Annotated in this window: 18 protein-coding genes and 1 pseudogene; 10 read left to right on the top strand and 9 right to left on the bottom strand. The window is 39.6% G+C overall.

Annotation, left to right across the window (positions count from 1 at the left end; genetic code table 11):
* Positions 1-77 precede the first annotated feature (77 nt).
* Positions 78-929: an aquaglyceroporin Gla gene (gene gla / locus C0J00_RS09045; protein WP_104968542.1), complete on the top strand. Its 852-nt coding sequence runs from the start codon at positions 78-80 to the stop codon at positions 927-929.
* A 109-nt stretch (positions 930-1,038) separates the two neighbouring features.
* Here gla and C0J00_RS09040 read toward each other — a convergent pair whose 3' ends face one another.
* Complete coding sequence (locus tag C0J00_RS09040; protein WP_104968541.1) at positions 1,039-1,944, bottom strand: sulfite exporter TauE/SafE family protein; 906 nt, start codon at positions 1,942-1,944, stop codon at positions 1,039-1,041.
* 123 nt (positions 1,945-2,067) lie between these two features.
* Between C0J00_RS09040 and C0J00_RS09035 the strand changes: the two genes are divergently transcribed.
* On the top strand, positions 2,068-2,817 hold the full coding sequence (locus C0J00_RS09035) for a CppA N-terminal domain-containing protein (protein ID WP_104968540.1): 750 nt from the start codon (positions 2,068-2,070) through the stop codon (positions 2,815-2,817).
* Between the two features lie 6 nt (positions 2,818-2,823).
* A complete protein-coding gene (locus C0J00_RS09030; RefSeq protein ID WP_104968539.1) occupies positions 2,824-3,759 on the top strand; it encodes a serine hydrolase domain-containing protein in 936 nt (311 codons plus the stop codon).
* 144 nt (positions 3,760-3,903) lie between these two features.
* On the opposite strand, the gene pflB is transcribed toward C0J00_RS09030, so the two are convergent.
* On the bottom strand, positions 3,904-6,216 hold the full coding sequence (pflB, locus tag C0J00_RS09025; RefSeq protein WP_104968538.1) for a formate C-acetyltransferase: 2,313 nt from the start codon (positions 6,214-6,216) through the stop codon (positions 3,904-3,906).
* Between the two features lie 239 nt (positions 6,217-6,455).
* Between pflB and dinB the strand changes: the two genes are divergently transcribed.
* A complete protein-coding gene (gene dinB, locus C0J00_RS09020; protein ID WP_104968537.1) occupies positions 6,456-7,550 on the top strand; it encodes a DNA polymerase IV in 1,095 nt (364 codons plus the stop codon).
* A 402-nt stretch (positions 7,551-7,952) separates the two neighbouring features.
* On the opposite strand, the gene recD2 is transcribed toward dinB, so the two are convergent.
* From recD2 to C0J00_RS08990, 6 genes are all read right to left on the bottom strand, one after another.
* Positions 7,953-10,454, bottom strand: coding sequence for an SF1B family DNA helicase RecD2 (gene recD2, locus C0J00_RS09015; RefSeq protein ID WP_104968536.1), 2,502 nt, complete (start codon positions 10,452-10,454; stop codon positions 7,953-7,955).
* A 62-nt stretch (positions 10,455-10,516) separates the two neighbouring features.
* Positions 10,517-11,110 carry a signal peptidase I gene (gene lepB, locus C0J00_RS09010; RefSeq protein WP_104968535.1) on the bottom strand — a complete coding sequence of 198 codons (594 nt, stop codon included), beginning with the start codon at positions 11,108-11,110 and terminating at the stop codon, positions 10,517-10,519.
* A gap of 10 nt (positions 11,111-11,120) precedes the next feature.
* Positions 11,121-12,035 carry a ribonuclease HIII gene (rnhC, locus tag C0J00_RS09005; protein WP_104968875.1) on the bottom strand — a complete coding sequence of 305 codons (915 nt, stop codon included), beginning with the start codon at positions 12,033-12,035 and terminating at the stop codon, positions 11,121-11,123.
* 78 nt (positions 12,036-12,113) lie between these two features.
* Positions 12,114-12,902, bottom strand: coding sequence for a formate/nitrite transporter family protein (locus tag C0J00_RS09000; RefSeq protein ID WP_104968534.1), 789 nt, complete (start codon positions 12,900-12,902; stop codon positions 12,114-12,116).
* 80 nt (positions 12,903-12,982) lie between these two features.
* Positions 12,983-14,224: an NAD(P)H-dependent oxidoreductase gene (locus C0J00_RS08995; RefSeq protein WP_104968533.1), complete on the bottom strand. Its 1,242-nt coding sequence runs from the start codon at positions 14,222-14,224 to the stop codon at positions 12,983-12,985.
* A 20-nt stretch (positions 14,225-14,244) separates the two neighbouring features.
* Entirely contained in the window at positions 14,245-14,850 is a 606-nt protein-coding gene (locus C0J00_RS08990) for an NADPH-dependent FMN reductase (RefSeq protein WP_104968532.1), read from the bottom strand.
* Positions 14,851-15,044: 194 nt separating this feature from the next.
* Here C0J00_RS08990 and C0J00_RS08985 point away from each other — a divergent pair, with 194 nt between their 5' ends.
* The 5 genes and pseudogenes from C0J00_RS08985 to radA all read left to right on the top strand — a co-directional run bounded on the left by C0J00_RS08985 (position 15,045) and on the right by radA (position 18,126).
* Positions 15,045-15,404 (top strand): YbaN family protein, encoded by a 360-nt coding sequence (locus tag C0J00_RS08985; RefSeq protein WP_104968531.1) that lies wholly within the window; start codon positions 15,045-15,047, stop codon positions 15,402-15,404.
* Positions 15,405-15,505: 101 nt separating this feature from the next.
* The gene (locus C0J00_RS08980) at positions 15,506-15,841 is read left to right on the top strand and encodes a MurR/RpiR family transcriptional regulator (protein WP_104968530.1); all 336 of its coding nucleotides are present in this window, start codon (positions 15,506-15,508) and stop codon (positions 15,839-15,841) included.
* Positions 15,840-16,229 (top strand): annotated as a pseudogene (locus C0J00_RS08975) (S41 family peptidase); the annotation flags it as partial. The gene C0J00_RS08980 and the pseudogene C0J00_RS08975, both read left to right, overlap by 2 nt.
* Before the next feature lie 70 nt (positions 16,230-16,299).
* The gene (locus C0J00_RS08970; protein ID WP_104968528.1) at positions 16,300-16,749 is read left to right on the top strand and encodes a dUTP diphosphatase; all 450 of its coding nucleotides are present in this window, start codon (positions 16,300-16,302) and stop codon (positions 16,747-16,749) included.
* Between the two features lie 15 nt (positions 16,750-16,764).
* Positions 16,765-18,126, top strand: a complete 1,362-nt coding sequence (gene radA, locus C0J00_RS08965) for a DNA repair protein RadA (RefSeq protein ID WP_104968527.1) — start codon at positions 16,765-16,767, stop codon at positions 18,124-18,126.
* A gap of 60 nt (positions 18,127-18,186) precedes the next feature.
* On the opposite strand, the gene C0J00_RS08960 is transcribed toward radA, so the two are convergent.
* Positions 18,187-18,912 carry a MerR family transcriptional regulator gene (locus C0J00_RS08960; RefSeq protein ID WP_104968526.1) on the bottom strand — a complete coding sequence of 242 codons (726 nt, stop codon included), beginning with the start codon at positions 18,910-18,912 and terminating at the stop codon, positions 18,187-18,189.
* A 135-nt stretch (positions 18,913-19,047) separates the two neighbouring features.
* On the opposite strand from C0J00_RS08960, the gene rlmB reads away from it, so the two are divergent.
* A complete protein-coding gene (gene rlmB / locus C0J00_RS08955; protein WP_104968874.1) occupies positions 19,048-19,797 on the top strand; it encodes a 23S rRNA (guanosine(2251)-2'-O)-methyltransferase RlmB in 750 nt (249 codons plus the stop codon).
* The last annotated feature ends 18 nt before the right edge of the window (positions 19,798-19,815 follow it).

Raw genomic sequence — 19,815 nt, 5'->3', positions numbered from 1 at the left:
CTTTATCCATTATACTTGATAAAATGGTGAATGTCGAAAAATAAAAAATTCACTAATTCGAAAGGATATTTAAAATCATGGATGTTACATGGACTGTAAAATATATTACAGAATTTCTTGGAACAGCTTTTCTTATTATTTTAGGAAATGGAGCTGTTGCCAATGTGGAACTTAAAGGCACAAAAGGTCATGCGAGTGGCTGGTTAACCATTGCAGTTGGTTACGGTATGGGTGTTATGATCCCTGCTCTTATGTTTGGTAATGTTTCTGGTAACCACATCAATCCAGCTTTCACACTTGGTTTAGCGGTTTCTGGTTACTTCCCATGGGCACAAGTAGCTCCTTATATCATTGCTCAAATTCTTGGTGCTATGGCAGGTCAAGCAGTTGTTGTGGCAGCTTACCGTCCTTACTATTTAGCTACTGAAAATTCAGGTCATATCTTGGGTTCTTTCTCAACGATTTCAGCTCTTGATACTGATGTTGTCGACACTCGTAAAGGTGCGCAAATTAACGGCTTCATTAATGAATTTTTCGGATCATTCGTTCTATTTTTGGGTGCTATGGCAATGACCAAAAATTTCTTTGGTGCAGAAGTTGCTCAATTTGCTACAACACAAGGTTTGAATACATCAGATATTACAGCTAAAGTACAAATCGGTGCACACCTTAACGCTGGACAAGCTGTTTCTCATATGGCTCTTGGTTTCCTTGTTATGGCACTTGTTGCTAGTCTTGGTGGTCCTACTGGTCCTGGTCTTAACCCAGCGCGTGACTTCGGTCCACGTTTGTTGCACCATCTCCTACCAAAATCAGTTCTTGGAGACCACAAAGGTGGCTCAAGATGGTGGTATGCATGGGTTCCAGTTTTGGCTCCAATCCTTGCAAGTATCGCAGCAGTAGCGCTTTACAAATTACTTTACGCATAAGCTAAATAAAAAATCCTTGAAACTGTTTCAGGGATTTTTTTGTTTAGCTGATGAAAAGGACAACTACTTTTTAGGAAAATCTATCAAAGTTGGTCGTCCTTTATATCGTTTAATGGTATCTGCTTTGTTTATCCTTGAGTTGAGGTTTTAAGGATGAGCGAATTAACATGCTTCCTGTAAAGAGTACAATGACGATGACAAGCACTTTCAAACTATTGAGGTTGAGATTTGACAGGAAAGCAACAGCGATTAAAACACCAACAATCCCTCCAAAAACCATACCGGCATAGCCATTCCAACTAACACGATTATTTTTTACAAACTGGGTTGTGGAGGCAGTCATAATCATAGCAGCATCAAGCATCATGACTGGCATTGCGACAGCAGGGCTTAATCCCATCAGTGAGAAAAAAATCAACTCAGGAGCATAATTACCAAGCCCCATAGTCATTAAGACACCGATGATGAGATTGAAAACGATACCGACGACTAACCAAATGCCTTCTAGACCGTGGGCGCTGTCAACAATATCGGCGCCAGGATTAGTCCACATGCGGTAGATACTGATAAATGCAGCAATGATAAGAAGTGTACCTAGTATAGCTTGGACGGTTGGTGTGTGCCAGTTTTTAGTGAGTTTTGTTCCAAAGAGAGCACCGACAAAGGAAGCGGCAGCCATACTAACGAGTGTTAGAGGCTCGACATTAACGACTAGGATAAAGCAAAGTGATTGAATGAGAACAGGGATAACATGAACGGCATTCATGGTTCCTGGTAGTTGACTATCATCGTCAATCATCTTAGTCGCTTTGAATAAAGTTGTTGTCGTAGCAAATGACCCAATTCCCAGTGTATCGAGAAGATCGGTGATTAAACCAATCCCAAAGCCCATCCAAAAACGTTTAAATGGATTAATACGATGTTTTTTAATATGAAAAATGAGGTAACTTGTGATGGTAATAATGGCTACTACCAAGAAAATTTGTATGAGATGTAAGATAATATTTTCAGCCATTCTACCAGTTTACTGAAAAAATCTTGAAATGTAAATAACCCTCATCAAAATCTCTAACTTACATATAATTTCTTGTCAAAAAAGATATTTTCGCATACAATAATTAGGAGTGAGGAGGACATTATGTCATTATTTACAGGTATTACCTTTAAGACACCAGTAATAAGGGTAAAAGAAAAAGATTTAAATTTAGAATTCTTACAAAAAAATCTTGGCATGAAGCTAGTTAGTGAAGAAAATGCCTTGGCTTTTTTATCTGGTCATGCATCTAAAGAAATTCGCTTTACCATAGAAGAATCTCCAACTTATCGGACAAGGGCGGTTGAAGGTACTAAGAAGTTAAATTGTATTGTTATCAAAGCTCAGGCTTCTGAGATAGCGCAGTTACTGGCACGAGGTGCTGAAGCTCGCCATCTATTTAAGGGTGAAGAAGGATATGCTTTTGAAACGGTATCTCCTCAAGGAGATGCCATCTTAATTCATGCTGAGAATGCTATTGAAGATTTGGAACAAGTGACTTCTGTTGAAGTTGACCTTGATCCGGAATTTAAAGGTTTATCGGATTTCCATGTGGAAGAAGTTGTTTTAAACGTTCCCAATTCAAGTGCTAGTCAAGCATTCTACCAAGACGTCTTTGAAGGAAACCTTCCTTTTAAATTGACTTTTGAGACAGCAGAAGGTCCAGATTTGACTATTGAACCTCAAATTACTTGGGATATTGAATTCTTTGAATTCCAAGTATCAGAAGAGTATGATTTGGTTGCTTTATATGATTATTTGGTTGACAAAGGTTTGTCTCCTTACATTGATAAGAAGGCTCGCGTAGTCGTTGTTTCAGATCCAAGTAATATTGAAATTTGGTTTACTAAATAAAGGTCTATGAAAAAAATCCTCGAAAAAATCAATCAACAAATGACTCAAGATCTCTATCATGGTGCTAGTCTGGCTATTTTTGATAGTGGACAGTGGCAGGAGTTTTATATAGGGACGATTGATGGGGACCATCCAGTCGAACCTGATTTGGTTTATGATTTGGCGAGTGTCTCTAAAGTTGTAGGTGTTGCTACCATGATCGCTTTCTTAGTGAATCAAGATAAGCTAATGATTGATAAGGCTTTGTCTTATTATTATCCAGCTTTTCAACAAGATGAACTCACTATTCGTCAACTTTTAACACATACATCAGGGATTGATCCTTTTATTCCAAATCGTGATCAGTTAAATGCTGTAGCACTGAAAGAGGCAATCAATCAGATTACAGTGACGGATAAGAAAGATTTTCTTTACACTGATATCAACTTTCTTTTATTAGGGTTTATGCTAGAAGAGATGACTGGCTTAACGCTTGCTCAGCTTTTTGATCAGGAAATTTTTGCACCATGGGGATTGAAACAGACTAGTTTTGGTCCAAGATTAGGTGCTGTTCCTACTGTAAAAGGTGTGACTGACGGTCTGGTTCATGACCCTAAAGCTAAAGTTTTAGAGGAGCATGCTGGGTCTGCAGGTCTCTTTTCAACTGTTAAGGACTTAGAGAAGTTTTTGGAACATTATTTAAAAGATGATTTCGCCAAAAATTTATGGAAAAATCTCAGCCATTCGGATAGAAAAACACGCGCTTTAGGTTGGAATTTAGAAGGCGAGTGGATTGACCATACGGGTTATACAGGTCCCTTTATTATGGCTAATCGTCAAAAACAACAAGCGGTCATTTTCCTAACTAATCGAACTTATGAAAAGGATGATCGTCCAGAATGGATTGCCAAACGAAAAGAGTTAATGGCTGTCATGAAAGAGACATTAGCTCGTCTTGATTAAGGATTTTAAGACTATCATAAAAGTCAGTTCTGAGTGAACTGACTTTTTTGGTTCTATAAGACTGTAATGGGTAAATTCTTTGCGGCTATTATAGGGATTTTAAAGGCACAAAAAAACCTTACCCTAAGGCAAGGTTTTTTGATATTAAGCTTGGATAGCATCATCCATTGAAAGAACTTCGTGGAAGACACGTTGTGTCAATTCTGTTTTTTGTTCTGGTGTGAGGTATTTAGTGTTTACACAGTATCCAGAGATACGAACGATAACATCTTCACCAGCCATGATTTTTTCATAAACGTCGTTGAGATCCATAACGTTCAAGTTAACGTGTTGACCACCGTTTTCGAAGTAACCATCGAGAACGGTTACCAAGTTTGTGACTTGTTCGTCGAATGATTTACCAAGAGCACGTGGTGATACTTGAGTTGTTAATGAGATACCATCAGCAGCGTATGAGAAGTCAAGGCTTGCAAGTGAGTTAAGGTTTTGCAACCAACCACCGTTAGCTTTGTTAGATGGGTTAGCACCTGGTGAGAAGAATTCAACTTTAGAGGTGTTTACAGTACCATCTTCGTTGAGGTAGACACCACGGTGAACTGGTGAGTTACCTGTTTGTTTAGAGTAGGCAACGTTTGAAGTGATGGTAAGAAGTGATACAGTTGCTTCAGCGTCTTTGTAGAGTTTGTGGCTACGTAGACGAGTTGTGTATGCTTCAATCAACCATTCGGCCAATTCGTTTGAGCGAGGATCATCTTCACCCCAGCGTGGGAATTCCCCAATAGTTTCGTAGTCGTAGATGTAGCCATCTTCGTCACGGATAGGTTTAACAGTAGCGTATTTGATAGCTGATAATGTATCAACTGTGTTGGCAAATCCACAGATACCGAATCCCATGTTAGCACGTTGGTGACTTGGTAAGAAGGCCATCTGAACAGCTTCGTAGTTGTATTTATCAGTCATGTAGTGAATGATGTTAAGAGCATCTACATATGTATCTGTCAACCAGTCAAGTGATTTTTCAAAGTTAGCTTTAACAGTGTCAAAATCAAGAACATCATCTGTTACTGGGTCAATTTCAAATACTTTATAGTCTTTGTGAACATCATCGTATCCACCGTTAAGACCTGTAAGAAGCGCTTTAAGAACATTAACGCGAGCACCGAAGTATTGGATGTTGTGGCGTTGTTCTTCATTTTCTGGATCAAGCGGTGATACACAACATGAGATACATGACATTTCACCGTAACCATCTTTTTCCATGGTTGTGACACCTTCGTATTGGATAGAAGAGTGTTTATGGCTCATTGCCATACAGTATTTACGGAATGCGTATGGCAACTTGTCAGTCCAAAGAACAGTCAAGTTTGGTTCTGGTGAGTTACCGATGTTATCAAGTGTGTTCAAGAAACGGTAGTCCATTTTTGTCACACGGTGACGACCGTCGTTACCCATACCAGCCATTGATGTTGTAATGAATGTTGGGTCACCTGAATAAAGGGCATCGTAAGCTTTTGTACGACCAAATTTTACAGTACGTAGTTTGAGCACGAAGTCATCAACGAATTCTTGGATTTCTGATTCTGTAAATGTTCCACGAGCAAGGTCGCGTTCTGCAAAGATGTCAAGAACGATTGGCACACGTCCAAGAGATGTAGCAGCACCGTTGATCACACGGCAGACAGCCATGAAGGCGATGTTAACCCATTGGATAGCTTCTTTAACGTTTTCAGCAGGACGTCGAACATCAACTCCGTAAAGATCACCAAGTTTAACTACTTCACCAAGAGCTTGGTATTGAAGATTTATTTCTTCACGAAGACGGATTGATTCTTCATCGATTTCTGTGATAGCATTCCAGTCGTTAACTTTTTCTTGCATCAAGAAGTCAGCACCGTAAACAGCAAGACGTGCGTAAACCCCAATAATACGTCCACGTGAGTAAGCATCTGGAAGACCAGTAACTGTGTGTGCATGACGTGCACGACGGATGTTTGATGTGTAAGCACGGAAGATACCATCGTTAACGGTTGTTACGTATTTTGTGAAGATTTCATGCACGGCTGGATCTGGTTCATAACCATTCTCTTTAAGAGTAGTTTCCGCCATACGGATACCACCTTTTGGCATGAAGTTAAGCTTGAAGAGCTCATCATTTTGAATACCAAAAATGACTTCATTCTCTTTATCGATGAATCCAGCTGGGATATCAGCAATTGAAGTTGGACGTGTGTCCATTGGGAAACGAGTTGCTTCGTACCCTGCTTTCGTATCTTCGATGATTTTTTTGATATGAAGTGAGCGTTCAGTAACTCCAGCTAAGAAACTTTCGTCTCCATCATAAGGAGTATAGTTTGCTTGTACGAAACGAGCAACGCTTGCTTTTTCTTTCCAATCAGTTCCTTTAAAGCCTTCCCAAGCTTTTTCGAAAACATCTGTATTCGTTTTGACAGTTGCCATTTGAATTTCTCCTTTAATTCTAGTAACAAAATAAGCTGTTACACCTTACACATATTATTATATCAACCAGAAAACGATTTCACAAGCATATTTCTTGACACGGATGTTTTTCTTTTCTAGTACAGATTGTGAAGTATCCCTTTAACTGTATTATAAATTTGTAAATTTAGCAGAAATTATCAGAAAAAGGTATAATTTAGGATAAGAATGTGTCAAGTTTATTATAGAAAGGTTGTCTGATGCTGATTTTTCCGCTTGTCAATGATACCAGTCGAAAAATTATCCATATTGATATGGATGCCTTTTTTGCTGCGGTGGAAGTGCGAGATAATCCTGATTTAAGAGGAAAACCTGTTGTCATTGCTAAAGATCCTAGGGAAACTGGGGGGCGTGGTGTAGTGTCGACTTGTTCATATGAGGCTAGGCAGTTTGGGATTCATTCGGCGATGAGTTCTAAAGAAGCCTATGAACGTTGTCCACAGGCTGTTTTTATATCTGGGAATTATGCCAAATATCGCGAGGTTGGTATGCAGGTTAGACAGATCTTTAAACGCTATACTGACTTAGTCGAGCCTATGTCTATTGATGAGGCTTATTTAGATGTCACTGTTAATAAGCTTGATCTTAAATCTGCTGTGAAGGTTGCCAAGCTTATCCAACATGATATTTGGAATGAGCTACACTTAACCTGTTCCGCAGGTGTGTCCTATAATAAATTTTTAGCTAAACTGGCATCTGATTTTCAGAAACCGGCTGGCTTAACCTTGATTTTACCAGAGGATGCGCAACGTTTCTTAGAAGCATTACCTATCGAAAAATTTCACGGTGTCGGCAAAAAAACTGTGGAAAAGCTGCATGCTTTAGGCGTTGAAAAGGGTAAAGACTTACTTAAATTGTCGGAGATGACCTTGATTGATCATTTTGGACGTTTTGGCTATGATTTGTATCGAAAGGCGCGTGGCATATCGGATTCTCCAGTGAAGCCTAATCGTATCCGTAAGTCCATTGGGAGTGAGCGAACCTACGGTAAACTCCTTTACAATGACGAAGATATCAAAGCTGAACTTTCTAAAAATGCTAGGCGAGTGGCGGACACTTTGGTTAAACATGAAAAGTTAGGGAAGACTGTTGTTATCAAGGTTCGTTATGCTGATTTTACAACCTTAACCAAACGGCATACTTTACCTGAAGCTAGTCAATCTTTTGATGTTATTGAGCAGGAAGCCCATCGTATTTATGATGAGCTTGAGAGTTTATCAACTGGGATTCGACTCTTGGGCGTTACTGTGACAGGTCTCTTAGATGGGATGAGTATTGAAGAGAGTTTGTTTTAAATAAAAGGGCTAATCATCAGTAGATGGTTAGCCCTTGTTAGTATAGTCTTTGAAATTAATCTTGTTACTCTTGGTTTTCTGATTTCTGGACTTAGGTAGCTCAGGAGACTTTAGGTGTTCGACTTGCCCTAATCTATGTGACAAGTCTTGCTTGTGATAGACAAGAGGCTAGACGAAAGTTCTTGCTTTTTTAGGTTATTCAGGCAGTTAAGCGATGCGCAGTGTCTTAGAGCTCTAACGAATGAGGGAAACCTTGTTTCCCCAATTCCCAATCTCACACAGTCCCCCTTCTTACTGTTCAAGGTGTCTGTATCTTAATTTCGACAATGAGATTGGCAAAACGCTAATTTAGTGTGAGCTCTAGTAAAATCTCACAGGATTTGAGTTTGTCTGAAAGTTCATTCATTTGGCTATATTTGCTTTAAAAAATTGATTGAGGTCTTCTTCTGTAATCCCAATCATGGGATCGATACTTAGGATATTATCGACTGTTAGGCGATAGTTTTCCACCTTATCCATAGGGTTATGAACATTTTTATCCACAGCTTGTTGATAAGTTGTGGATTTTTCAACAAAGTCAGTATTATCAAGGGGTTTATTGGTTTTATTAAGGGGGATTGAGGAGCTCTTATCCCCAGTAGTAGTAGTTGTTTCTACTAGATCTGTGGATAAGTTGTGCACAGTTTGATTGGGTTGTTCTTCTTGTTCAAAGCGTTGGATCAACCAGGTTTGGCGAACGGCTCCTTCTGTGTGGATAGCCTTATCAAAAGCGGCGACTTCGCCTAGCAAGATGAGCTTGCTCTTGGAGCGGGTGATGGCTGTGTAAACTAAGTTACGTTGGAGCATTCGTCCGCTCTGACGTGTGATTGGAAGGATGACGACCTGAAATTCACTCCCTTGTGACTTATGGATAGACATAGCATACGCGAGGGTGATCTTTCCCCATTCATTACGAGGATAGACGACTTCATTGCCATCAAATTGGATGGTGATTTCATCTTGTTTACTATCGGTGTATTTGGCGGGAAGTAGATCGGTAATGTAGCCGATGTCACCATTGAAGACGTTGTTTTCAGCATCATTAACAAGATGCAAAACTTTATCATCTTGCCTAAATGTTTGATCGTTGAAGCTAAATTCCAAACCATCATCAAGGGGATTGAGTAGATTTTGTAAGAGGTTATTGAGGTTATTGATCCCGGCATCTCCCTTATACATGGGAGCTAGAATCTGGATTTCTTGTGGGTCAATCCCGCTTTTAACAGCTGAGGCAACAATTTTAGTCACCATTTGTGGAATGTGAAAAGCCTGTGCTTCGAAGTAGGAGCGATCGGCTTTTTTTTCGGTAAAATCGTTTGGTAGTTGTCCCTGGCGTATCTGACTGGCTAAGGTAACAATAGTAGAATCATCCGATTGACGGAAAATCTTTTCTAAACGCACTTGGGGTAATGCCTTAACATTTAATAAATCAGCTAGGACTTGACCTGGGCCAACAGATGGTAATTGGTCACTATCTCCGACGATAATGAGCTGACTGCGTGCGGAGATGGCACTTAAGAGCTGATTAGCTAACCAGGTATCCACCATCGAAAATTCATCCACGATGATTAAATCAGCATCCAAATAATCATCTAAAGCTTGATAATCGTCTCCATCCCCAGTCAAACCAAGATGTCTGTGGATAGTGGCAGAAGGGAGTCCAGTTAATTCATTCATGCGACGAGCAGCTCGACCGGTAGGAGCCGCTAGTAGAATAGGGGGCTCGTTTTTATGGATATCAATCTTATGGAGCTTACTATAAGCTTCAATAATCCCATTGATAACGGTTGTTTTCCCTGTTCCAGGTCCACCTGTTAGGATGAAAATACGATTTGTCAGGGCTTTTTCAATAGCTTCTTTTTGAATATCATCGTAAGTGAGCTTCAAGTTTTCTTGGACGCGTTCGATTTCTTGGGCGATGATTTCCTGTGGAAAGTCAAGTTTTTCCTCATTGTTTAATAGGCGTGTCAGGTTTTTGTGGATACCTTCTTCAGCATAGTAAAGCGTATTATCGAAGATTTTGGTTCCAATGGTTTGAATCTTATCTTCTTCAATGAGATGGGTTAATTCAGCAGCGACTAGACTTGGATCTAACTCAATCTGACGGCTGGATTCTAGCAGATAAAGAGTCATTTCAAGAAGCTCCCGTGCTTCGGTGTAGGTATTTCCTGTTTGGATAGCTGTTTCGGTCAAGGTATGGACAAGTCCTGCGCGGTAACGCTCAGGTGCGTCAGCTGCAATTCCTAACTGCTCAGCCAGTTGATCGGCTATTTTGAAGCCGATACCTTGAATATCTTCCACTAGCTGATAAGGATTTTCCTCGACAGTAGAGATGCTTTGATCTTGATACTGGTTGAAAACTTGAAGGGCGAGTTTAGACGACAAGCCGTATTTGGCAAGCTTGGTTAGGATTTGTTCGGTGCCGTAATTGAGCTTGAGCTTAGCAAGGAAATTTTCTCGATTGACCTTGGATAAACCAGTAATGCTATTCAACTGACTGGGGTCTTCAAGGATTTTATCGATAGGTTCTTGACCGTATATCTCGACGATTTTTTCGGCAGTTTTACGACCAATTCCTTTGAAATGGTCGCTGGAAAAGTATTTGATCAGTCCTGAGGCTGTTGGCTTAGCTCTTTCATAACGCTCAGCTTTGAGCTGTTGACCATATTTAGGGTGTTGGACCAGTTCGCCCCAAAAGGTGTAGGATTCTCCTTCGATAATATCACCAATGGTTCCCGTGATGATGATTTCAAAATCATCGTAGTCACTATCAGTATCGTCGATTTCCAGTAGTAAAATCTTAAAAAAGTTGCTGGCATTTTCGAAGATGATGCGATCAATGGTACCAGAAAAATAGCTTGTCATATTTATTTCCTTTGTCAGTAGTAGGAAAAGAGGCTGGGATCAAAGTCCTGCCTCTCTATGGTTTATTTCAATAGGCCAATTTCGGTAAATGGCCAATAGCGAAATTTAACTTCGCCGACAATCGTCTCTTTCTTGAAGGTTCCAACAGATCTGCTATCTTTAGAAACGATGCGATCGTCTCCTAAGAGGTAATAGTGACCTTGAGGGACCTTAACAGTGAAATTTGTATTTCCAGAAGTATCTTGTGTGAAAGCATTGCTGGCTTGTGCTAAGGATTGAAAGTAAGAATTATAAGCATATGTTTTTTGAAGTTTATCTTTTTGGTAACGTTGTTGGTAGTCCGCAAGATAAGCTTCTTTTGTTTCCTTACCGTTAACGAAGAGCTTATCGTTTTTATAGGTGATGGTATCCCCTGGTAATCCAATGACACGCTTAACGATTTGTTTTTTAGCTCCATTTTCAACTTCGTTAGCAACTACCATATCAAAACGATTGATGTCAGCTGTTTTAATAACAATTAATTTTTCCTTGTTTGCTAGAGTTGGATCCATAGAATGCCCCTCGACGGTTACAGGAAACCAGATGAACCAACGACTGAGTAAAAATACTGTAAGAAAGAGGAGGAAGAATCCCCATTCTTTAAGAAAACGTTTCATGATAAATCCTTTATTTGTTTAGTAATGCTTGTGCTTTTTGGGTATTAGCGAAGTGCAACTTAGCAGTGTAGGCTAGGCTTTCCATTCCGTAAGCAGCTAATAATTGACTAGCCACTTTATCAGATTTGGCAGACGCCCCACTTGGTAATTGAAAGCCAACCTCTTCACCTAAGGTTTTGAGATTTTCCAAGAACATGGCTCTAGCAATGATGGATGAGACAGCAACAGCTAGGTATTTTCCTTCTGCTTTTTCTTCTAGAGTAATAGCTTGTCTGACTTGATTGGCTTCTTTGGTAACGTATTTTTGATAATTGTTAGGCGATGTAAAAGCATCTATAACGATTTTATCTGCTTGGACTCCTTTTTGAAGAAGTAGATAAATCGCCTGATTGTGTAAGGCTACCTTAACCGAAACGGCGTTGTGTTTTAAGCCTTTTCCAACAACCTGATTGTACTTTTGTGGCGTCAATAGTAAGGCTTGATGAGGGATTTTTTTTTCTAGAAGAGGAGCGATGGCTTGGATTTTTTGGTCGGTCATTTGTTTGGAATCATTAACACCAAGTGATTTTAAAAAAGCATGATCATCAGGTGTTACGAAGCTTGCAACAACAGCGATACCACCAAAATAAGAGCCGTTTCCTACCTCATCAGTTCCAATCATAGGAAAGTCTTGTCCGGATTTGAGGGAGGTACTAGATGAGCTGTCTTTAGAAGAATCTGTATTTAATTCAAGATATTTTGCTAGAGAATTGGCGCCTTTACCTTGTATCACTAGTTTGCCTGAAGTATAGGCAAGAAAAGTAGCATCCATATATTTTGCAGAAAAAGTGACATAAGGATTGTTATTGCTAGTTTGGTAGGGGCTTAAGCGTTGAGTGAGATCTTGGATAAGTGTTTTGGATAATTGGAAAACCAAAGTATTCATAGCAATCATTTTACCATATCCCCTATAAAAAAGGGCAAAAGAAAAGAAGATTTTTCAATCTTCTTAAGAGAAATGACTTTAGTCTACATGATTTGTTTGGCTTTTATTTAACCAACCATAAGCAATGCCGATGAACAGTCCTCCGCCTATCCAATTACCAAAAAAGACGGCAGTCCATTGACGCAAAATATTTAGGAGGGTAAATCCTTCGATGTGTTTAACTGGACTAAAGCCAGCTAACATAAAAGAGGCGAAATTTGCGATTAGGTGTTCGTTTATCAAAAAGACAAACATAAAGATAGCTGATATGGCTATAAAAAACTTGGCAGATTCTTCTTTTAATAGCATATAGCCTAGGATAGCGATATTAACAAACATATTAGCAGTAATACCTTCGATAAAGTTCATCCAGTCGGTTTTGGCTAGTTTAATTTGGACAGCGTTGATAACGAAAGATTTATCCGTTAGCAGGCTATAGGAGAAGGATTGATTGAACAGCCAAGCCAGAAAGATAGCGCCAATCAGATTGAAAAAGGTGCAATAGAGTAAAATGATCGTCGTCTTCTTCCAGGAAATAGCCTTGTAGTAAGATCCAGTTGTTAGATACATCATATTGGAAGTAGCTAGTTCGCCATTAAAAATTAAAACATAGACTAGACCAATAGCAAAGATAAAGGTAAAAACAAAACGAGCTAGAGCTGGGAACTGACTTGAAATAACGTCCGCTCCAATGATACCGACAGCTGTTGACATGGTTAAAAAAGCTCCTGCAAACAGTGATCGTAAGGCATAGCGTCCCAAACTTTCATCGAAAAGTGCTTGCTTTTTGGCGCAAGCTGCTAAAACTTTTTCTTGAAATAATGACATATAAAATCTCCCTTTGTGATAAAGTGATCATACTTTTAAAGCGAAAAAACAGGAGGGAAAACCTCCCGTTCTTAAATGACTTAATGTTCAGAAGCTCCAGAGACAGCGTCTGCTTCACCGGCGCCACTATCATGGCTACCTGCATCAGAAGCTCCAGAAGTAGCGTCAGTAGCAGGGGCTGGATGACCAGCAGGAGCTTTTCCTCCAGCTAGGTGTTGTCCAGTTGCTTCAAGATACCAATCTAACCAAGGCTTAAAGTTAAAGATGATTTCATTAATACCAGCATAGGAACCATCTGGATAGTACATGGCTTGATAATTGTGGGTATTAATGATTTCTGGTGGTGTTCCAGGGACGATTGTACGAACATATTCTTCGTTACCGTTACGAAGGCTTCCGACTACCCATTCCACGTTTTTCATGCGTGCGGGAGGTAGTGTTCCGTGGACGGTGGCAAGGCGATTACCGACTTGTTCCTTAACACGCTTGCCAAGCATTGTAGAAGCTTCTTGGTGTTGGTTGTTATAGTATAAGAACTGATTGTTATCATCCGCATAGGTTAACTCAAAGGGCATTGCATTAAGGAACATGTTGAGCTGGTTGACGGTTAATAGACCATTATCTAGCTTGACGTAGGTATCTCCTTCAACGGCTTGAACTTTTTCAGCGGCCTTATCTAGCCAATCGGGATCATCAGGATCGATCCCTGTAATGGTTGTATCAATTGTTCCTGTACAATATAAATCTTCTGGTTCGATGGGTTTTGGTTTTTGTAATTGTTTAACGACGCCGACATACTTAATGAAATTATCTAAACAAGAGCCTAAAAAATCGACGGTACTTGGGTTGATAATGTCTCCTTTGTCGTCAAAAGCTTCTTTAGCTTTACCTAGCAGAAATTCATTTCCAGGCATAGCATAAGCGTTGACTCCAGGTGCTTCAAGGATTTTTCGCAAATGCACTTGGGCGCGCGATGTTCCTTGATCGTAGTAAGAAGCACCGACAATCATGATAGGTTTGTTTTCGAAAGGATGTAAATCGCCAAAAGATAGCCATTCTAAGGTACTTTTCAGAGCTGGTGTAATAGTGTGGTTGTGCTCAGGTGTGGCGATAATAACCCCGTCGGCACGTGTGATTTTATTGTAAAGATAACGCAAAGCAAAGTTATCTGATTGGTCCTCGTCTTGGTTGAACATTGGGACATCTTTGATCTCTAAAACTTCGATTTCGCATTTGATCTTGTAATGACGTTGCATGAACTGTAAGAGCATGCGGTTGTATGATTGATCGGCATTTGAACCGACGATTCCAACAAATTTCATAGTTCCTATTTCCTCTCTGATTAACTTAAGCTTTCCCAATCGAAGTTTTCAGCTTCCTGATGTAATAAAGCTTGTGCATTAGATAGCTTACCGGCTATTTTGACAAATAATCTAAAATCATCAAAAATAGCATCAAGTTTTTGAATGGTTTCAAGATCGAATAGGTTTCCTTCGGCATCAAAAGCTTGTAAAGAATGTGATAAGAGAAATTCATCAGGGAGCACATGAGCTTTGAGTTCTGGAGCATTGAGGATTTGGCGTAGTTGTAATTGAGCACGAGATGACCCTAACGTACCATAGGAAGCGCCAGTAATCATGACTGGTTTGTTTAGAAGTGGGAAAATACCGTAAGAAAGCCATGCTAAGGCATTCATAAGTACAGCTGGGATTGAGTGATCATATTCGGGTGTACCGATGATGACGCCATCAGCTTCCTCAATCTTGTCTGCTATTGCTAAAACATCTTCGGGTAATTTTTTATTAGCGGGTTTGTTGAAGATTGGTAAATCTTTTACTTCTATGAGTTCAATCTGAGCTTTGTTGGCATAGTGCTTTTCCATGTATTGTAAAAGCTTACGATTGGTTGATTGTGAGGAATTAGTTCCTACCAGTCCGATAAGTTTCATTGACATCTCCTTAGTTTATCTAGAAAAAACAAAAGTTTTCACAAATTAATGGTATCGCTTTCTGCAAAAAATGTCAAGTTGAGATAGTATTTTTGTTATTTAGTCAACAAAAACGCTTGTGTTTTTTATAACAAAAAGAAGTGGCTGGTTTCATGTCTTAGGATTTGCTACAATAGGGAGTAAGTGAGGTTCTTATGACAAAGATCATTTATTTAATATTAGGTTTTATCAGTCTTCTAGTAGGTTTCCTTGGAATTGTACTGCCGATTGTACCGACAACGCCTCTGCTTTTATTGGCTGGGTATTGTTTTGCTAGAAGTTCCAAAAGGTTTGAGGAGAAACTGCGTCGGAGTAAACTTTATCAATTTTATGTTGCTGATTATGCTGAGACAAAGACGATTGCCAAAGAACGTAAGAAGAAAATCATCTGGCAAATCTATCTGCTTATGGGGATATCGATTTATTTAGCGCCGTTACTACCAGTGAAGTTACTCCTTTTTGCTTTAACGATCTTTATCACTTACTATTTGTTTAAGGTTATTCCAGATAAGTAAGAGGTGTGAGTTGTAGTGATGCTGAACTATTTTGGCTATGATTATGATGTCAAAAAGTTATTTTTACCTTGTCATGATTTTTAAATCGTTAGGGAGGTTTTATGAATTGGTTGGAGCGTAAAGATACGTATGATAATCGTTTAACGATTCAAGATAGGGAAATTGTAGCCTATCTTGATCAGAATTTGGATAAGATTCAACAAATGACTAGTCAAGAGTTGGCAGATGCTTGTTTTGTCTCGCACTCATCCATTTCACGCTTACTTAAAAAATTGGAAATTACCAATTTTGCGGCTTTGAAATTCTTGTTGCGAGAGGAAATCACGCAACCAAAATTGGCTCGGTCAGATTTTTCAGTCCTTGTAAACAATTACCACCATTACATTGACCAAATTTTTGAAAAACAAGATCTGAGTTTATATGTTCAGTATCTATAAAGAAGATGGCGATGATTTTCTTAGCCATTATAAGGGTAAGATGAATGCCCCTGAAAAAGTCATTATATTATCAGATGTTACTTGTGGATCGTCAGGCGATAATTTTGTTCTCATGATGAAGGCGATGCCCAAAGTAAGAGTTATGGGGCGTCCAACTATGGGAATTTTGGATTACTCTAACTGTTGTATGCTTGATTTTGAAGATTATCAAATGCTCTACCCGACGTCACGCTCCTTAGCGATTGATTCTGGCAAAGGGATGACGGACGTGGGTGTCGAACCACATGTTGTCATTCCATGGACCAGACAGCACTTGGTAGAAGATGTAGATATCAAAACTGCTCTCGCCTACCTTGGGCAAGATACAGAAGATGATGCTAATGATTAACAGAGTCTTTGCTTTTGTTTTTCGAATATTTTATAATGAAGAATGAATTTTTAAAGATAAGGAAGAGAAAATGACTAAAGTACGTGGATTTGAATTGATTACAGCCTTTGAGGGGCAAGAAGACCTACTCCCACAGCGTGAGACAGCTCATGCAGCAGGTTATGATTTGAAAGTTGCAGAAGCAATTGATATTGCACCAGGTGAGATGACGTTGGTACCAACAGGTGTTAAAGCCTATATGCAAGATGGTGAAGTGCTTTATTTGTATGATCGCTCGTCTAATCCTCGAAAAAAAGGGCTTATTTTAATTAATTCTGTTGGTGTGATTGATGGAGACTACTATAATAATCCCAACAATGAGGGACATATTTTTGCCCAAATGCAAAATATTTCAGATCAAATGGTACATTTAGACAAGGGAGACCGCATTGTTCAAGGCGTTTTTGCACCATTCTTAGTAGCTGATGGCGACGATGCAGAAGGTGTGCGTACAGGTGGTTTCGGAAGTACAGGAAAATAGGCAAGGAGGCTTATTATCGCTAAGAAAAAATCGAGTTTTGTCTGTCAAGAGTGCGGTTATAATTCACCAAAATACTTAGGACGTTGTCCCAACTGTTCGGCTTGGTCTTCCTTTGTCGAAGAAGTAGAGGTACAAGAGGTCAAAAATGCTCGCGTCAGTCTAATAGGTGAAAAAACACGTCCAACCAAGTTAAAAGATGTGGATTCTATCAACTATGCCCGTACTAAAACGGACATGGACGAATTTAACCGAGTGTTAGGTGGGGGTGTTGTTCCAGGCAGTCTTGTCTTAATCGGTGGTGATCCCGGTATTGGGAAGTCAACGCTACTCCTCCAAGTATCAACACAACTTGCCAATCGTGGAACAGTGCTCTATGTTTCTGGGGAAGAGTCAGCAGAGCAGATAAAGCTACGCAGTGAACGTCTAGGTGATATTGATAATGAGTTTTACCTTTATGCCGAGACCAATATGCAGAATATCCGAGCGGAGATTGAAAAAATCAAGCCAGATTTTCTCATTATTGACTCTATTCAAACCATCATGAGCCCTGAAGTTTCAAGTGTGCAAGGTTCTGTTTCTCAAGTTCGAGAGGTTACTGCAGAGCTGATGAATTTAGCTAAGACCAATAATATTGCTACCTTTATCGTTGGTCATGTAACCAAGGAAGGAACTCTAGCCGGACCTCGTATGCTGGAACACATGGTAGATACGGTGCTTTATTTTGAAGGGGAACGCCATCATACCTTCCGTATCCTTCGTGCCGTCAAAAACCGTTTTGGTTCAACCAATGAAATTGGGATTTTCGAGATGCAGTCGGGTGGTTTGGTTCAAGTTTTAAATCCTAGCCAAGTCTTTTTAGAAGAGCGTTTAGATGGAGCGACAGGATCAGCTATTGTCGTTACCATGGAGGGTTCTCGTCCTATTTTGGCGGAGGTTCAAGCTCTTGTGACACCAACTGTTTTTGGAAATGCCAAACGTACGACCACAGGGCTAGACTTTAATCGGGTCAGCTTGATTATGGCGGTTCTTGAAAAACGATGCGGTTTGCTGCTGCAGAATCAGGATGCCTACCTCAAGTCAGCGGGTGGCGTAAAACTGGATGAGCCAGCAATAGACCTTGCTGTCGCGGTAGCCATTGCTTCAAGTTACAAAGAAAAACCAACCAACCCACAAGAATCCTTTATCGGCGAAATTGGCTTAACAGGTGAAATTCGTCGCGTAACCCGCATCGAACAACGTATCAATGAAGCTGCCAAGTTGGGCTTCACCAAAATCTACGCCCCTAAAAATTCCCTCCAGGGCATTGATATCCCGAATAATATCCAAGTTATCGGTGTCTCAACCGTCGGAGAAGTTCTGAAAAAAGTGTTTGCTTAAGAGTATCTACTAAAAAAGCACCTGCTTATATTTAGTAGGTGCTTTTCAGATTATAAAATATTATTGGCAGTAACATTCAATAGCTTTGTTTACAAACAGCGCAGTCCCTTTTCCTGCGAACGCATCGATATTTTGCGTGAAATCACCGTCATTTATATACATTTTACCAAGACTGAGCAAGATGTTGTTTGAACAATGATAAAAATGATTTGTAATAAAGTCTTGTAGTTTTTTGACTAAAGTTTGCGCTTCTTTTGAGTCGTAATTATTTGTTTTGATTTTTCCAAACTCTACAAAAATCATCATGAACTGTTGATTGACAATATTGGTGTCGTTGATACTTCGATTCTCTTGCTTCTCGGTAAATTCATTGAATTCGTCTGTCTGACCCCAAAATGCCTTAGCTTTTTGGGTGTATTCATCTATTTTTTTTGTATCGAATGCTGTAAAGTCCATAATGTTTATCTCCATTTCTTTAATACTTTCAGCGAAGGTAATTAGTGTTTCTAGGTGCTCTTTCTTCAAGGTTAACAACTTAATTTGTTGTTCCAAGGCTTTCTGTTTATCAAATTGCTGATTATTGAGGATTTCCTTGATACTTTTTAAGGGAAATTCCAAAGCTCTGAATAATAAAATGTGTTGTAACTTTTCTAAGTCCTTATCGCTATACAATCTATATCCAGCACTGGAGTAACTCGTTGGATTTAGGAGACTAATTTTATCATAATATTGCAACGTTCTAACACTAATACCTGCCATTTTACTAACTTCTTTTATGGTTTTCATATCTTTTCCTCCTCTCACTATTGCAATGATAAACTATGACGTAACGTTGTAGTCAAGTGTTTTGGATAAAATAGTATAAAAAAGTTTGGTTTTTGGAAAATGCTCTTTTCCTTCTATCCATGCTATAATGGTTTTATGAAAGAAAAACATAGAGAACAAGTACAAAATGATATGGTTTACGGTGTCCATACGGTCACTGAAAGCCTAGAAGCTAATACTGGGAATAAACTTTATATCCAAGATGACCTCAAAGGGAAAAATGTCGATAAAATCAAGGCTCTTGCAGCAGAGAAAAAGGTTTCTATCTCTTGGACACCAAAGAAAAGCTTGTCTGAGATGACAGATGGTGCGGTTCATCAAGGATTTGTCCTTCGGGTATCAGAGTTTGCTTATGCTGAGCTGGATGATATTCTCAAAAAAGCAGAAAGCGAAGAGAATCCTTTGATTTTGATTTTGGATGGCTTGACGGATCCTCATAACTTTGGTTCCATTTTGCGAACAGCTGACGCGACCAAGGTGGCAGGGGTTATTATTCCTAAACACAGGGCTGTCGGTGTCACGCCAGTCGTTTCTAAAACCTCTACTGGAGCGGTTCAACATGTACCGATTGCTCGTGTGACCAATCTTAGTCAAACCCTCGATAAGCTTAAGGAAGCTGGTTTCTGGACTTTTGGAACGGATATGAATGGTACCCCATCCCACAAATGGAATACCAGTGGTAAACTTGCCTTGATTATCGGAAATGAAGGTAAAGGGATTTCCCAAAACATCAAAAAACAAGTGGACGAAATGGTCACCATCCCCATGGATGGGCATGTGCAAAGTCTGAATGCTAGTGTGGCGGCAGCAGTGCTCATGTACGAGGTTTTCCGAAACAAGATTTAAGCGAGAAAAGGAGAAAGA

The sequence above is a fragment of the Streptococcus pluranimalium genome, assembly GCF_002953735.1.
In the GTDB taxonomy this organism is placed as follows: domain Bacteria; phylum Bacillota; class Bacilli; order Lactobacillales; family Streptococcaceae; genus Streptococcus; species Streptococcus pluranimalium.
Note: the sequence above shows the minus strand (reverse complement) of the source record. Positions and strands in the feature narration are given on the sequence as shown.

Bases quoted from the DNA above. Each gene is read 5' to 3' on its own strand.
- C0J00_RS08985 (WP_104968531.1), top strand. From the start codon at position 15,045: ATGACAAAGATCATTTATTTAATATTAGGTTTTATCAGTCTTCTAGTA.
- C0J00_RS09000 (WP_104968534.1), bottom strand. From the start codon at position 12,902: ATGTCATTATTTCAAGAAAAAGTTTTAGCAGCTTGCGCCAAAAAGCAA.
- C0J00_RS09035 (WP_104968540.1), top strand. From the start codon at position 2,068: ATGTCATTATTTACAGGTATTACCTTTAAGACACCAGTAATAAGGGTA.
- lepB (WP_104968535.1), bottom strand. From the start codon at position 11,110: ATGAAACGTTTTCTTAAAGAATGGGGATTCTTCCTCCTCTTTCTTACA.
- pflB (WP_104968538.1), bottom strand. From the start codon at position 6,216: ATGGCAACTGTCAAAACGAATACAGATGTTTTCGAAAAAGCTTGGGAA.
- rnhC (WP_104968875.1), bottom strand. From the start codon at position 12,035: ATGAATACTTTGGTTTTCCAATTATCCAAAACACTTATCCAAGATCTC.
- C0J00_RS08970 (WP_104968528.1), top strand. From the start codon at position 16,300: ATGACTAAAGTACGTGGATTTGAATTGATTACAGCCTTTGAGGGGCAA.
- C0J00_RS09040 (WP_104968541.1), bottom strand. From the start codon at position 1,944: ATGGCTGAAAATATTATCTTACATCTCATACAAATTTTCTTGGTAGTA.
- C0J00_RS09030 (WP_104968539.1), top strand. From the start codon at position 2,824: ATGAAAAAAATCCTCGAAAAAATCAATCAACAAATGACTCAAGATCTC.
- gla (WP_104968542.1), top strand. From the start codon at position 78: ATGGATGTTACATGGACTGTAAAATATATTACAGAATTTCTTGGAACA.
- rlmB (WP_104968874.1), top strand. From the start codon at position 19,048: ATGAAAGAAAAACATAGAGAACAAGTACAAAATGATATGGTTTACGGT.
- C0J00_RS08995 (WP_104968533.1), bottom strand. From the start codon at position 14,224: ATGAAATTTGTTGGAATCGTCGGTTCAAATGCCGATCAATCATACAAC.
- recD2 (WP_104968536.1), bottom strand. From the start codon at position 10,454: ATGACAAGCTATTTTTCTGGTACCATTGATCGCATCATCTTCGAAAAT.
- dinB (WP_104968537.1), top strand. From the start codon at position 6,456: ATGCTGATTTTTCCGCTTGTCAATGATACCAGTCGAAAAATTATCCAT.
- C0J00_RS08960 (WP_104968526.1), bottom strand. From the start codon at position 18,912: ATGAAAACCATAAAAGAAGTTAGTAAAATGGCAGGTATTAGTGTTAGA.
- C0J00_RS08980 (WP_104968530.1), top strand. From the start codon at position 15,506: ATGAATTGGTTGGAGCGTAAAGATACGTATGATAATCGTTTAACGATT.
- C0J00_RS08990 (WP_104968532.1), bottom strand. From the start codon at position 14,850: ATGAAACTTATCGGACTGGTAGGAACTAATTCCTCACAATCAACCAAT.